At 70.2% G+C, this 13,808-nt stretch carries 10 protein-coding genes and 5 tRNA genes; 8 read left to right on the top strand and 7 right to left on the bottom strand.

Features of this window, described 5'->3' with window-relative positions; translation table 11 throughout:
• Positions 1-136 precede the first annotated feature (136 nt).
• A complete protein-coding gene (locus ACFUN8_RS10540; protein ID WP_383634300.1) occupies positions 137-985 on the top strand; it encodes a hypothetical protein in 849 nt (282 codons plus the stop codon).
• Between the two features lie 502 nt (positions 986-1,487).
• Positions 1,488-1,694 carry a developmental transcriptional regulator BldC gene (gene bldC / locus ACFUN8_RS10535; protein ID WP_003949541.1) on the top strand — a complete coding sequence of 69 codons (207 nt, stop codon included), beginning with the start codon at positions 1,488-1,490 and terminating at the stop codon, positions 1,692-1,694.
• Between the two features lie 383 nt (positions 1,695-2,077).
• On the opposite strand, the gene ACFUN8_RS10530 is transcribed toward bldC, so the two are convergent.
• From ACFUN8_RS10530 to ACFUN8_RS10500, 7 genes are all read right to left on the bottom strand, one after another.
• The gene (locus ACFUN8_RS10530) at positions 2,078-2,299 is read right to left on the bottom strand and encodes a DUF6274 family protein (RefSeq protein ID WP_383634298.1); all 222 of its coding nucleotides are present in this window, start codon (positions 2,297-2,299) and stop codon (positions 2,078-2,080) included.
• A gap of 186 nt (positions 2,300-2,485) precedes the next feature.
• Positions 2,486-2,560, bottom strand: a tRNA-Asp gene (locus ACFUN8_RS10525).
• 101 nt (positions 2,561-2,661) lie between these two features.
• Entirely contained in the window at positions 2,662-6,612 is a 3,951-nt protein-coding gene (gene hrpA, locus ACFUN8_RS10520) for an ATP-dependent RNA helicase HrpA (RefSeq protein WP_383634296.1), read from the bottom strand.
• A gap of 113 nt (positions 6,613-6,725) precedes the next feature.
• Positions 6,726-6,799, bottom strand: a tRNA-Phe gene (locus ACFUN8_RS10515).
• Between the two features lie 22 nt (positions 6,800-6,821).
• A tRNA-Asp gene (locus tag ACFUN8_RS10510) sits at positions 6,822-6,896 on the bottom strand.
• Positions 6,897-6,934: 38 nt separating this feature from the next.
• Positions 6,935-7,007 (bottom strand) — tRNA-Glu (locus tag ACFUN8_RS10505).
• A gap of 80 nt (positions 7,008-7,087) precedes the next feature.
• On the bottom strand, positions 7,088-8,773 hold the full coding sequence (locus tag ACFUN8_RS10500; RefSeq protein WP_383634294.1) for a metallophosphoesterase: 1,686 nt from the start codon (positions 8,771-8,773) through the stop codon (positions 7,088-7,090).
• A 141-nt stretch (positions 8,774-8,914) separates the two neighbouring features.
• On the opposite strand from ACFUN8_RS10500, the gene ACFUN8_RS10495 reads away from it, so the two are divergent.
• The 6 genes from ACFUN8_RS10495 to ACFUN8_RS10470 all read left to right on the top strand — a co-directional run bounded on the left by ACFUN8_RS10495 (position 8,915) and on the right by ACFUN8_RS10470 (position 13,780).
• Complete coding sequence (locus ACFUN8_RS10495; RefSeq protein WP_382563755.1) at positions 8,915-9,292, top strand: metallopeptidase family protein; 378 nt, start codon at positions 8,915-8,917, stop codon at positions 9,290-9,292.
• A 152-nt stretch (positions 9,293-9,444) separates the two neighbouring features.
• The gene (locus ACFUN8_RS10490) at positions 9,445-9,891 is read left to right on the top strand and encodes a fluoride efflux transporter FluC (protein WP_383634292.1); all 447 of its coding nucleotides are present in this window, start codon (positions 9,445-9,447) and stop codon (positions 9,889-9,891) included.
• Positions 9,888-10,241 (top strand): fluoride efflux transporter CrcB, encoded by a 354-nt coding sequence (crcB, locus tag ACFUN8_RS10485; RefSeq protein WP_383634290.1) that lies wholly within the window; start codon positions 9,888-9,890, stop codon positions 10,239-10,241. Before ACFUN8_RS10490 ends, crcB begins: the two co-directional genes overlap by 4 nt.
• A 164-nt stretch (positions 10,242-10,405) precedes the next feature.
• On the top strand, positions 10,406-11,008 hold the full coding sequence (locus ACFUN8_RS10480; protein WP_383634288.1) for a hypothetical protein: 603 nt from the start codon (positions 10,406-10,408) through the stop codon (positions 11,006-11,008).
• A gap of 304 nt (positions 11,009-11,312) precedes the next feature.
• Entirely contained in the window at positions 11,313-13,532 is a 2,220-nt protein-coding gene (locus ACFUN8_RS10475; RefSeq protein ID WP_383634286.1) for a DEAD/DEAH box helicase, read from the top strand.
• Between the two features lie 175 nt (positions 13,533-13,707).
• Positions 13,708-13,780 (top strand) — tRNA-Lys (locus tag ACFUN8_RS10470).
• The last annotated feature ends 28 nt before the right edge of the window (positions 13,781-13,808 follow it).

Here is a 13,808-nt window from a genome sequence, read left to right as displayed (position 1 = left end):
ACGAAGCGGTGAGTAGCCCCTCCTGGGGGTGGGGAGGGACTGTTTGCGCACGAGGGTAAGTCCTACCGTGACGTAGATCCGACGCAGTGCCCAGGATCACCCTCCCGGGCGGTACGGGCATGGGACGATTCGCCCCATGCCAGCGGTGTCTTCACTCCTCGTCCCTTACGCCTCCTACCTGCGCGTGTACGAGCCCCTGGCGGCCTTCCCGGAGCCGGAGAGAAGCCACTGGGCGCGCTACGCCGCACGGGACCGCACGCCGACCGCACAGGACGAACTCCGGCGCTCCCTGGCCGACTTGCTGCCCACGCCGCCCGTCCCGGTGCCCGTGCACGAGAGCGCCGACGCGTTCGTGACGGAGGTGGACGGCGTGGTGTGCGTCTGCCCGTGGCGCACCCGGCTGCGCGGCTGGCTGGCCCTGGAGTCGCTGGACGGCACCCTGCCGAAGCCGCTGCTCGACGCCGTACTGCCGTCGGTCGTACGCGAACAGGCCGCCGCCGACTTCGAACAGTGGCGTGAGCGCAATCCGGACGCCCGGCCGTGGATCAGGACGGCGGTCTGGCAGGTGCCGGTGCGCTGGTTCACGCTCTTCGCCGACGACGAGCGCGAGTACCGGGCGTACGAGGAGGAGGGCCCCACGGCGCCCGCCCTGCGCTACCGGACCCCGATGGTGCAGGCGCGGCGGCGGCTGGCCCGCGCGCTGAAGGCGCTGCGGGAGTCGGTCGACGAGGGTCCGCTCATCGAGGGCCTCATGGACGTGGGCCGGTGGCTGGAGGAATTCCACCCCCGCTCGCTGGTCGAGCTGGACTACGGCGGGCTGGTGCACGCCCTCACCGGACCCCAGCTCGCCGACGACCGCTCGGCGGCGGACGTGGCGGCCGGGATCGCCGCGCTGCGGGCCGGTGACGGCGAGGCGGCGGGCGTGGCGTACGAACGGCTGGCGGAGCGCTGGCGGGCGGTCAGGGACCGCCAGTTCGCCAACTGAGGGCGTACCTGATGGGGCGCGCGGACGGGGCGTAGGGCCGCATGTCCGCGCGCCGGGGGACTTAGGCCCCGATCCGGGTTCTTTGCCTCAAGCGTGACGGACCGCACTAACGGGGCTCTTGCGCCCATCGCCCACCCTCGTGTCAAAATAGGACAAGGAGTCCGGGGAGGACTCCTTCCGTCCAAGTAAGGGTGGAATGCTCTGCATTGTGCTCTATGGGGGGTCTCGTGACTCCTGATTGCTCCTGTGACTGATCGTCACTGCGACGTAACTGTCCGCTATGGCATGGTCCATCGGCTTCCGTCGTTGATGAACACCTGAGAGGGCAATTCCATCGGTTTGGCCGACGAGGCTGGACAGATGGTGTAGTTGTAGTGCCGAGGACAAGCCGTTCGTCCTATAACCGACTCGGCCCGCGTCCGCCATTTCGGGCAACGCGGGTCAAGGTGCAGAATTTAGAGGAAAGAACCGAGATGGTTCGGTTCTCCCGAGGAGGCCGCTCATGACCGCTCGCACCCCTGATGCCGAGCCGCTGCTGACCCCGGCTGAGGTTGCCACGATGTTCCGCGTGGACCCGAAGACGGTCACACGCTGGGCAAAGGCCGGCAAGCTCACGTCCATCCGCACGCTCGGTGGGCATCGCCGGTATCGCGAGGCAGAGGTCCGCGCGCTGCTCGCGGGTATTCCGCAGCAGCGCAGCGAGGCCTGAAAAGCCTCGTCAGGGCACAGCTGACAACCAACCAACCCCAACCGGACACCCGGGTCCCCAATCCGGTCGTCCAGCTACATAGCTCCACATTGATCCACACAGCTTCACAACGCACCACACGACGGGCATCTGCCCCAACAGGGCCCACGCTCCCGCGATGCGGGGCAAGTCACTTTGATCGCGCTGGACTCCGCCGGGTCCAGCGCGATCTTTTTTGTGCGGTGGGGCCGGAGTTGGGGGCCGGGAGGAAGCGCTTGCGGGGGCATGCAATTGCACATATAAAATTCGCAGGCTGTATGCGAGGTGTAAGCACAGCCGTCCCGGAAATGTGATCGGTGACACCCGTCACAGAGGCAACCCCTTGCCAACTCCCGTCATAGCGCCTAATGAGGGTCGCTGTCCGCTTCTGGTGTGCGGTTCGGGGCGGAGCTGTTGGTTGTCGTCCCGTCGGCGCTCGGGGGAGCGGGCGCGGCAGGCTCCATGGCGAGCCGCTGGAGGCGATGGCAGACCGCGCAGTGACGCGTGACGTGTCGATAGCCCGTAGCGGCCGCCAGATGGGCGCGCAGGAGCGCGCGAGTCTCGTGCTTCGCCACCGATGCCGCCATGCGCGCCACCCCCCGGAGGACGGGGCCCTGGGCTGCCAGGGAAGGGCCCCTGTGGATGACTTACCCGCGCCACGGGGAGCCGTCAACCCAAGACGCAGCAACGAGGCCCGCACTCGTGGGGCTTTCCGGGGCGGCACAGCAACGAGGCCCGCATCCAAGGGATGCGGGCCTCGTGTCGTACAAACGCGGTCCTGACGGGATTTGAACCCGCGGCCTCCACCTTGACAGGGTGGCGAGCACTCCAAGCTGCTCCACAGGACCAGAATTCGCGGCTCCGGCGTGATTCCCACCGGCGGCTGCGAAGTCAGACTGTACAGCAGCTCGAAGGGTGCGGTCGAACCGGATCCGGGCCCCGCCTGCGGCTACGGCGCCGCCGCGTCGATCGCCTTCACGATCCGCTTGTCCGACACCGGCTGCGCCGTGCCCAGCGCGTGCGCGAAGTAGCTCACCCGCAGCTCCTCGATCATCCAGCGGATGTCCAGCACCTGCTGCGGCACCGGCCGCCCGCGCGGGAGCTGTTCGAGCAGCCAGGCGTACTCGTCCCGCATCTCGTGGACCTTCTCCATGCGCGTGGTGTCGCGCTGGACGTTCGTCGGCATCTGCTGGAGCCGACGGTCCGCCGCGACCAGGTAACGCATCAGGTCGGGCAGCCTGCGCAGTCCGGTACGGGTCACGAAGCCCGCCGGCATCAGCTCCGCCAGCTGGTCCTTCACGTCCTGCACGTTGTTGATCAGGACCAGGCTGTTCGTGGACTTCAGCCGCCGCTCACACGCCTGCCAGGCGGCCAGGATCTGCTCGACGTTGCCGATGGTGCGCACGGTCACGTCGACCAGGTCGGCGCGGACCTTCTCGTACAGCTTGCGGTACGACTCCTCGTCCCACGCGGGCCCCCCGTGCTCGGCGATCAGCCGGTCCGCCGCCGCCGTCGCGCAGTCCTCGAACAGCGCCTGGATCGAGCCGTGCGGATTACGTGACAGGGCCAGCTTCTGCTTGTTGTTGAGGGTGTCCGAGGCGAACTTGGCGGGATTGACCGGGATGTTGAGCAGGATCAGCCGCCGCGTCCCGTGCCACATGGCCTGCTGCTGCTCGGCCTCGGTGTCGTAGAGCCGTACGGCCACGGTCGCGCCCTGGTCGACCAGGGCCGGGTACGCCTTGACCGGCTGGCCGGCCCGCCGGGTCTCGAAGGTGCGCGAGAGCGTGCCGATCGTCCAGTCCGTGAGGCCCGAGCGTTCGACGGACTCGCCCGTCGGTCCCGCCACCGCCGCCGCGGCCTGCGAGATCGCCTTGCGGGCCTTGGGCTTGAGGGCGATCCGCAGCGCCTCCAGATCCTTGTCCTCGGCGATATTGCGGCGCCGCTCGTCCACGATCCGGAAAGTGATCTTGAGATGGTCCGGCACCCGGCCGGGATCGAAGTCCTCCGCCGTGACGGGCACCCCGACCATCCGCTGCAGCTCGCGGGCCAGCGTCACGGGAAGCGCTTCCTGAAGAGGCACCGCGCGCTCCAGGAACTTCTTGGCGTAGTTCGGCGCCGGGACGTAGTGGCGGCGGATCGGCTTCGGCAGCGAGCGGATCAGCTCCACCACCACCTCCTCGCGCAGTCCCGGGATCTGCCAGTCGAAGCCCTCGGAAGTGATCTGGTTGAGCACCTGGAGCGGTACGTGCACGGTCACGCCGTCCGCGTCCGCCCCCGGCTCGAACTGGTACGTCACCCGGAACTTGAGCCGGCCCTGCCGCCAGGAGTCCGGATAGTCGTCCTTCGTGACGGCGCCCGCGGCCTCGTTGATGAGCATCGAACGCTCGAAGTCGAGGAGTTCGGGCTCCTCCACGCGCTTGCGCTTCCACCACGAGTCGAAGTGCGCCCCGGAGACCACATGGTCGGGCACCCGCTCGTCGTAGAAGTCGAACAGCGTCTCGTCGTCCACGAGGATGTCGCGGCGCCGGGCGCGGTGCTCCAACTCCTCGACCTCGCCCAGAAGTTTGCGATTGTCATGAAAAAACTGATGGTGCGTCCGCCAGTCGCCCTCGACGAGCGCGTTGCGGATGAACAGGTCGCGCGACGCCTCCGCGTCGATTCGGCCGAAGTTCACCTTGCGCCGCTCGACGATCGGTACGCCGTACAGCGTCACCTTCTCGTACGCCATGACGGCCGCCTGGTCCTTCTCCCAGTGCGGCTCGCTGTACGTGTGCTTGATCAGGTGCTGGGCCAGCGGCTCGATCCACTCGGGGTCGATCCTCGCGTTGACCCGCGCCCAGAGCCGGGACGTCTCCACCAGCTCCGCCGACATGATGACGCGCGGCGGCTTCTTGAAGAGGGCCGAGCCGGGGAAGACCGCGAACTTCGCGTTGCGGGCGCCCACGTACTCGTTCTTCGCGCCATCCTTGACGTCTTTCAGGCCGATGTGCGACAGCAGCCCGGCCAGCAGCGAGATGTGCACGGACTGGTCCGAGGCCGGGGCGTTGTCGTCGTTCTCCTCGAACTTGATGCCCATCTGCTTGGCGACCGTGCGCAGTTGGGAGTAGATGTCCTGCCACTCGCGGATGCGCAGGAAGTTCAGATACTCCGCCTTGCACATCCGGCGGAAGGCGGAGGAGCCGCGGGCCTTCTGCTGCTCGCGGATGTAGCGCCACAGGTTCAGGAAGGCCAGGAAGTCAGAGGACTCGTCCCGGAAGCGGGCGTGCTGCTGGTCGGCCTGGGTCTGCTTCTCCGAGGGGCGTTCGCGCGGGTCCTGGATGGAGAGCGCCGAGGCGATCACCATCACCTCGCGTACACAGCCGTTGCGCTCCGCCTCGATGACCATGCGCGCCAGGCGCGGGTCGACGGGCAACTGGGAGAGTTTGCGGCCGAGCGGGGTGAGCTGCTTGCGCGGATCCTTCTGTGCGGCGTCGAACGCGCCCAGTTCCTGGAGGAGTTGGACACCGTCGCGGATGTTGCGGTGGTCCGGCGGGTCGATGAAGGGGAACTTCTCGATCTCGCCAAGGCCGGCCGAGGTCATCTGGAGGATGACGGAGGCCAGATTCGTACGGAGGATCTCGGCGTCCGTGAACTCGGGCCGCGCGTCGAAGTCGTCCTCGGAGAACAGCCGGATGCAGATGCCGTCCGACGTACGGCCGCAGCGGCCCTTGCGCTGGTTGGCGCTGGCCTGCGAGATCCGCTCGATCGGCAGCCGCTGGACCTTGGTGCGGTGGGAGTAGCGGGAGATACGGGCGGTGCCGGGGTCGATCACGTACTTGATGCCCGGCACGGTCAGCGACGTCTCCGCCACGTTCGTCGCCAGCACGATCCTGCGGGTCGCGCCGCCGCCGGGTCTCTGGAAGACGCGGTGCTGCTCGGCGTGCGAGAGACGCGCGTACAGGGGGAGGACCTCGGTGTGCCGGAGCTTGCGCTTGTCGAGCGCGTCGGCGGTGTCGCGGATCTCGCGCTCGCCGGAGAGGAAGACCAGGACGTCGCCGGGTCCCTCGGACTGGAGTTCGTCGACGGCGTCGCAGATCGCGGTGATCTGGTCGCGGTCGCCCTCGTCACCCTCCTCTTCGAGGAGGGGGCGGTAGCGGACCTCGACCGGGAACGTACGGCCGGAGACCTCCACGATCGGGGCGTCGCCGAAGTGGCGGGAGAAGCGCTCGGGGTCGATCGTCGCCGAGGTGATGACGAGCTTCAGATCCGGGCGCCGGGGGAGGAGCTGGGCGAGATAGCCGAGCAGGAAGTCGATGTTGAGGCTGCGCTCGTGGGCCTCGTCGATGATGATCGTGTCGTACGCGCGCAGGTCACGGTCCGACTGGATCTCGGCGAGCAGGATGCCGTCGGTCATGATCTTGACGAACGTCGCGTCCTGGTTCACCTGGTCGGTGAAGCGGACCTTCCAGCCGACGGCCTCGCCGAGCGGGGTCCTCAACTCGTCGGCGACGCGCTCGGCGACGGTGCGGGCGGCGATCCGGCGGGGCTGCGTATGCCCGATCATGCCCCGGACGCCCCGGCCCAGCTCCATGCACATCTTGGGGATCTGGGTGGTCTTCCCCGATCCGGTCTCACCGGCGACGATCACGACCTGGTGGTCGCGTATCGCCTCCAGGATCACGTCCTTCTTCTGGCTGACGGGCAGTTGCTCGGGGTACGTGATCGCCGGCATCCGGGCCGCGCGGGCGCGCACACGCTCGGCGGACCTGCCGGCCTCGACCGCGATCTCGTCGAGGACGGCCTGCCGGGCTTCGGGCTTACGGATGCGCCGGACGCCTTCGAGACGGCGGCCGAGGCGCTGCGCGTCACGCAGCGACACCTCGGCCAGCAGGGACTGAAGGTCGGCGAGGGAAGTAGACATACCGAGCCCAGGGTCTCACCCGCGCCGGGAGAGTGGCGAACCCATTTCGCGGGGACAAGTGAGAAGCCCCTGCCGAAGTTCTCGGGAGGGGCGTCTGCGGAGGAAGAAGAGAGTGGCTGGGGCCGGGATCGAACCGGCGACCTATCGCTTTTCAGGCGATCGCTCGTACCAACTGAGCTACCCAGCCACGCGGCTCTCACGAGCCACAGCGGTCCTGACGGGATTTGAACCCGCGGCCTCCACCTTGACAGGGTGGCGAGCACTCCAAACTGCTCCACAGGACCAAGCAATGTGCGAGACGAGTCTCGCACACAGTGTTGCGTGCCCCCAACGGGATTCGAACCCGTGCTACCGCCTTGAAAGGGCGGCGTCCTGGGCCACTAGACGATGAGGGCTAAGGGCCCGCCTGGGCGCTTGCTAGCGCGTCGGGGACGTGAGAAGCATATGGGATGCGGGGAGCTATCGCCAAAACGGTTTACGGGGCGGGGGAGGGGCCCGCCGGGGCGGCGGGGGAGCGGGAGCCGGACGGTCCGTTCGAGGGTGGCGCGGACGATGTTCCGGAGGGCGATCCGGAAGGTGATCCCGACGGTGAATTCGACGACGATCCCGACGGTGCTCCGAACGGCGACGGCGACGGGTCCGTGCCCGGTACGCCCGCCTCCTCCGGGAGATGGCGGCTGACCTCCGCCGTCGTCAGCCCCAGACCTCCCAGCGTGATCTCGTCCCACGCCTGCAGCCGCTTCGTCGTGCTGTCCAGATAGAGCAGCGAGGCCCGGACCTTCTCCGGCTTGTCGTTCTGGACCGCGCGCAGCCCGCCGCCGCCCGCCGAGCCCTCGATCTTCAGACGCGTGCCGAGCGGCATGATCTCGGTGTCGCGATGGTGGACATGGCCCGCCAGCACCAGCGGGACGGTGCCGTCGGTCTCCTTCGCCGCGATCGGGTTGTGCGCGACGGCGATGTCCACCGGGGTGCCCGCCCGCTCCTGGTCGCGGATGGCCGACGCCAGCCGGATGCCCGCCATCTCCTCGGCCGGGTCACCGGCGTTGGCCAGCGAGCGGTCGGGGGTGAACTGCGGATCGCCCGTGCCCGCCACCCGGATCCCGGCGACGGTGACGGCGCGGCCGTTGTCGAGGACATGGACGTTCTTCAGGCCCTCCAGATACTTCTGGGTGGCGGCCGAGTCGTGGTTGCCGCGCACCCAGACGTAGGGGGCGCCGAGGTCGGGGATCGGGTCGAGGAAGCTGTTCTCGGCGGCCGAGCCGTGGTCCATGGTGTCGCCGGAGTCGATGACGAGGTCGATCTTGTACTGCTCCACGAGCGAGCCGATGATGTGCCAGGCGGCGGGGTTGAGATGGATGTCGGAGACCTGGAGGACACGCAGGGTGCCGGGGTCCGGCTGGTACGAGGGCAGGGTCGACGTCGCGTCGTACAGCTTGGTCACGTTCGTGACGAGCCGTGCCAACTCCTTCTGGTAGACGTCGAATTCGGTGACGATCGAGCGTGCGCTGCCGACGACCTGCGGGGCCGAGGAGAGCAGCCCGGAGAAGCGGGGCTCCAGCACGGACTTCGGGTTCCAGGTCGCGAACGCGGTGATGCCGGCGGCGCTCAGCAGCACGAGCGCGAGCCCGCCGGCGGCCAGCGCGCGGCGGGGGCGACGGTAGACGGCCAGTCCGAGGGCGGTGGCGCCCGAGACGACGGCGACACAGGACCGTACGGCCAGCTCGGTGGTCCCGGCCGCGACGTCGTGGCCGACCTCCTCCTGGAGGCCGGAGAGGCGTTCGGGGTGCTCGACGAGGGCCTGTGAGCGGACCGGATCGAGCTGGTCGACGTCCACGTCGAGGCGGATCGGGGCCGTGTGCGAGTCGAGTTCCAGCGCGCCCAGCGGCGAGACGTTGATCTTCGTGCCGCCGGTGAGGGAGGGCCGCAGCGTCATCTTCGTGTCCATGGGCCCGACCGGCGTACGCACGCTGCCGACGATCAGCAGCCCGAGCCAGGCGCCGAGCAGCACCACGGCGACGAGGCCGAGCGCGCGGGTGTAGGGGTGCGGGGAGCTGACGAGGGCGCTGGTCGGACCGTCGCCGCGGGACCGGTAGTGCCGCTGGAATCGGCCGATCGCGGTGATCGCGGTGCGGAACGGGACACGGCGTACGTCGCGGGCCATTGGGCGCGTATGCCCACGGCGACGGGCGATCATGCGCGGGCGCCGTCTTTCCCGGATCTTGGTGACTCCTGTCGGGGTGACTCCTGGCGAACGGCGATCTCGGCGAGCGGCGATCTCGCGGACCTGCGTGACAATGGCGGGGTGCTGGAGATGACGCGCGAGGAGTTCGAAGAACTGGTGGCCGAGGCGCTGGACCGGGTGCCGCCGGAGCTGATGCGGCTGATGGACAACGTCGCGGTGTTCGTGGAGGACGAACCGGACCCCGCTTCGGCCAAGGAGTCGGGGGAGGAGTTCGACCCCGACCTGCTGGGGCTCTACGAGGGGACCCCGCTGACCGATCGCGGCGAGTGGTACGCGGGGGTGCTGCCGGACCGGATCACGATCTACCGGGGGCCGACGCTGCGGATGTGCGAGACGCGCGAGGAAGTGGTGGCCGAGACGGAGATCACGGTGGTGCACGAGATCGCGCACCACTTCGGGATCGACGACGAGCGGCTGCACGAGCTGGGGTACGGGTGAGCGCGGCGGGCGATCCGGGTGATCCGGTCGGGCGGGGCGGGCCGGGTGATCCGCGTGATCCGCGTGATCCGGTTGGGTCGGGTGATCCTGCCGAGCCGGCCGGCTCCGATGCCGATCCTGTTGAGCCGGTCGACTCCGATGTCGATCTGCGGGTGCCCGGTCAGCGCGCCGAGACGGCCGGGCACCGGCTGTGGCAGGTGCTCGCCGTCATCGCCGCGGGCGGTGCGGCGGGCGCGACGGCGCGGTACGGCGCCGGGCGGCTGTGGCCCACCGCCGACGGCGCCTTCCCCTGGACGACGTTCGTGGTGAACGTGGTGGGCTGCGGGCTGATCGGCGTGCTGATGGTGCTGGTCTCCGAGGGCGGCCGGCCGGTACATCCGCTGGTGCGGCCGTTCCTGGGGGTGGGGGTGCTGGGCGGCTTCACGACGTTCTCGACGTACACGCTGGACTTCCTGCGGCTGGTACGGCACGGGGAGGCGCCGGCCGCGTTCGGGTACGCGGCCGTGACGCTCGTGGGCGCGCTGGCGGCGGTGTGGCTGACGGCCACCGTGACGCGGCGGACCGTGGTGCGGGGCGTGGCACGGGGCGCGGCGTCGTGAACTGGCTGCTGGTGGTCGCGGGAGGCGCGATCGGGGCGCCGCTGCGGTATCTGACGGACCGTACGGTGCAGACGTGGCACGAAACCCTCTTCCCGTGGGGGACGTTCGCCGTCAACGTCGCGGGGAGTCTGGTGCTGGGTGTGCTGGCCGGGGCGGCGGTGTCGTCGGCGACGTACGCCCTGATCGGTACGGGGCTGTGCGGGGCGCTGACGACGTACTCGACCTTCTCGTACGAGACGTTGCGACTGGCGGAGCGCGGGAAGGGACTGCTGGCGGGCGCGTATGTGACGGCGTCGGTGCTGGTGGGTCTGGGCGCGGTGTGGGCGGGGTGGGAGCTGGGGGCGCGCTGACGGCGGCCGACGGCCGACGGGGTCGGCATGAGGTGGCCGGGCGGGCTTGGGCGCGTGCCGGGCGTGTCCCTTGTGGGGAAAAGGAAGTTGAGCAGGGCAATCATTCCCCTGCCGTCGGGCCTCCTTCGGCGGGCGAGCCGTTTACGCCCCCGGAGGTGCCCCGCGTGCGCCAGTTGTCCGCCCCCGGCCGTTTGTCCGCCCCCGGCCGTATCGCCGTCTGGATCGTCACTTCGGTGGCGGTCGCCACCTCCACGGGCTGCATGAGCGTCGGCGACGACGAAGGGAAGCCGGCCCCCTCGCGATCGGCCGAGGATCGCGGGGCCGAGGCCGAGCAGGACGGCGGTACGGCGGCGGACGCCGGCGCGAGCCTGCCGGCCGACGCCCGGGGCGGCGCGGGGCCGAAGGGCGCCGAGCACAGCGGCAAGGACGGCGAGAAGGGGAAGCCGGGCGACCCGAAGGCGTCGGGCGACCCGTCGGCGAAGCCGTCGAAGGGCCCGGACGGCAAGCCGCTTCCGCCGGCGCCGAGGCCGCCGGGCGGCGGTGACGTACCGCCCGCGGAGCAGCCGACCCGGACCGTGCCGCCGCCCTCCGAGCCGCCCCCGCCGGACCCCGATCCGGAGCCGCCGACCCAGCCCGAGCCGAGCGGCCCGCCGGAGCCGCCGTCGGCGTCGCCGATGGCGGACGTACGGACGCACGCGCTGTCGCCGGGCGACGGGGTCGGGATGCGGAAGGAGCCGGCGGCGTCGCCGCAGCCGGGGCCGGTGTGAGGCCACTCGGTGGGCCGGTCAGGGGCGGGTCCGGGGCGGGTCCGGGGCGGGTCTTGGGCCGCTGTGGCGCCGGTCCGGGACCGCTGTGGGGCCGCTGTGACGGGGATCGCGCGGGGGTTGGTTTGCCAGGTAGGGGGAGCGGTGCGTATGGTAGTAGATCGTTTGATCATTGCCCGGCGCCGACACAGAAGAGCGCCGCGTGGCGCGTACTCTCCCTTGCCGTGGCAGACCGCATTGAGGCGGTCGAATTGCGAATCACGGAGTTTGGGCGCGTGCCGAGACTCCGGAAGGTTTCGCATTTCGCATGTCCATTTCCAGTACTGACCACACCGTCATGCCCGAGAACGACTCCGACGACTCGATCGAGAGCATCACGGCAGAGGCCGTAGTAGCCGTAGAGGCTGTTGACGTCGTCGTGGAGACGACCGGGACGACCGAGACGGCTGAGGTGGCTGAGCCGGTCGAGACGACCGAGGCCCCCGAGGCCCCCTCCACCCCGAAGACCCCCGAAATCACCTTCGGCGACCTGGGGTTGCCCGAAGGCATCGTGCGCAAGCTCACCCAGAACGGCGTCGTCGCGCCCTTCCCGATCCAGGCCGCGACCATCCCGGACGCCCTGGCCGGCAAGGACATCCTGGGCCGCGGCCGTACCGGCTCCGGCAAGACCCTCGCGTTCGGTCTGCCGCTGCTGGCCACGCTCGCCGAGGGCCACACCGAGAAGAAGAAGCCCCGCGGCGTCATCCTGACCCCGACCCGCGAGCTGGCGATGCAGGTCGCCGACGCCCTCCAGCCGTACGGCGACGTACTCGGCCTGAAGATGAAGGTCGTCTGCGGCGGTACGTCGATGGGCAACCAGATCTACGCGCTGGAGCGCGGTGTCGACGTCCTCGTCGCCACCCCGGGCCGGCTGCGCGACATCATCAACCGCGGCGCGTGCTCGCTGGAGAACGTCCAGATCGCGATCCTCGACGAGGCCGACCAGATGTCCGACCTGGGCTTCCTGCCCGAGGTCACCGAGCTGCTCGACCTGGTGCCGGCCGGCGGCCAGCGCATGCTCTTCTCCGCCACGATGGAGAACGAGATCAGCACGCTGGTCAAGCGCTACCTGAAGAACCCCGTGCACCACGAGGTCGACAGCGCGCAGGGCAACGTCACGACCATGAGCCACCACGTGCTCGTCGTGAAGCCCAAGGACAAGGCGCCGGTCACGGCGGCGATCGCGGCGCGCAAGGGCCGCACGATCATCTTCGTCCGTACGCAGCTGGGCGCCGACCGTATCGCCGAGCAGCTCCGTGACTCGGGTGTGAAGGCGGACGCGCTGCACGGCGGTATGACGCAGGGCGCGCGCACCCGGACGCTCGCGGACTTCAAGGAGGGTTACGTCAACGCGCTCGTCGCGACCGACGTGGCCGCCCGCGGTATCCACGTCGACGGCATCGACCTGGTCCTGAACGTGGACCCGGCCGGTGACCACAAGGACTACCTGCACCGCTCGGGCCGTACGGCGCGCGCCGGCAAGTCCGGCGTCGTCGTGTCGCTGGCCCTGCCGCACCAGCGCCGCCAGATCTTCCGGCTGATGGAGGACGCTGGCGTCGACGCCGCGCGTCACATGGTCGCCGGTGCCGGCGCGTTCGAGCCGGAGGTCGCCGAGATCACCGGCGCCCGTTCGCTGACCGAGGTGCAGGCCGACTCCGCGAACAACTCCGCCAAACAGGCGGAGCGCGAGGTCGCCGACCTGACCAAGGAGCTGGAGCGCCTCCAGCGCCGGGCCGGCGAACTGCGCGAAGAGGCCGACCGCCTCGTCGCGCGTGCCGCGCGCGAGCGTGGGGACGACCCGGAGGCAGCGGTGGCGGAGGTCGCGGCCGAGGCCGCGGCGGCCATCGAGGCAGCGGCGGCGGCGCCGCCCGTACCGGCCCAGGCGCCGCGCGACGAGCGTGGCAACTACGGCCGCAGGGACGACCGTCGGGACGACCGCGGCGAGCGCAGCGGCCGTGGTGGCGCGAAGGGTTACACCCCGCGCGACGGCGGCAGCGGCGACCGTGGTGGTTTCCAGCGTCGTGACGACCGCCGGGACGACCGTGGTGGCGAGCGGGGCGGCTTCAACCGTGACCGCCGTGACGACCGTGGCGGCAGTGGTGACCGCGGTGGCTTCCAGCGCCGTGACGACAGGCCCGCGAGTGGCGGTTTCCAGCGTCGTGACGACCGTCCGGCCAGTGGCGGCTTCCGCCGCGACGACCGGAAGGAAGGCGGCTTCAACCGCGACCGCCGCGACGACCGCCCCTCGGGCGGCGACCGCCGCGACGGCGCGCGCCCCTTCCAGGGCCGCGAGCACCGTCCCACCGGTGACCGCCCGTTCAACCGCGACCGCCGCGACGACCGCCCCGCGGGCGGCTTCCGCTCCGGCGGCCACGACCGCCCCTCGGGCCGTCGCGACGACCACCGCGGAGGCACGACCGGCACGGGCACGAGCACGGGCTCGTTCGGCCGCCGCGACGACAAGCCGCGCTGGAAGCGCAACGGCTGACCGTCCACCTCCCCGGACTCCCTGAGTCCACGCCCGACGGGGCCCGTACCGCACCCACCCGGCTGCGCTACGGGCCCCGCCCCGTACCCCCACCACCCCGGCGCCAACCCCTACCGGGGGGATACCCGATCGGCTCGCCGTTCCGGGCGGGCTATGCTCGTGGATGACTCGTCAGGGGCCGTTAGCTCAATTGGCAGAGCAGCGGACTTTTAATCCGTTGGTTGTGGGTTCGAGTCCCACACGGCCTACGAAGAAGGCCCAGTTCGGGAGCTGTCC

This window comes from Streptomyces sp. NPDC057307 (assembly GCF_042667665.1).
GTDB lineage: Bacteria > Actinomycetota > Actinomycetes > Streptomycetales > Streptomycetaceae > Streptomyces.
The sequence above is the reverse complement of the archived record's forward strand: the minus strand, read 5'-3'. Positions and strand labels throughout refer to the sequence as shown.

What these genes read in the sequence shown, in the direction of transcription:
- ACFUN8_RS10540 (WP_383634300.1), top strand. Translation starts at nt 137, where the DNA reads ATGCCAGCGGTGTCTTCACTCCTCGTCCCTTACGCCTCCTACCTGCGC.
- bldC (WP_003949541.1), top strand. Translation starts at nt 1,488, where the DNA reads ATGACCGCTCGCACCCCTGATGCCGAGCCGCTGCTGACCCCGGCTGAG.
- ACFUN8_RS10530 (WP_383634298.1), bottom strand. Translation starts at nt 2,299, where the DNA reads ATGGCGGCATCGGTGGCGAAGCACGAGACTCGCGCGCTCCTGCGCGCC.
- hrpA (WP_383634296.1), bottom strand. Translation starts at nt 6,612, where the DNA reads ATGTCTACTTCCCTCGCCGACCTTCAGTCCCTGCTGGCCGAGGTGTCG.
- ACFUN8_RS10500 (WP_383634294.1), bottom strand. Translation starts at nt 8,773, where the DNA reads ATGGCCCGCGACGTACGCCGTGTCCCGTTCCGCACCGCGATCACCGCG.
- ACFUN8_RS10475 (WP_383634286.1), top strand. Translation starts at nt 11,313, where the DNA reads ATGTCCATTTCCAGTACTGACCACACCGTCATGCCCGAGAACGACTCC.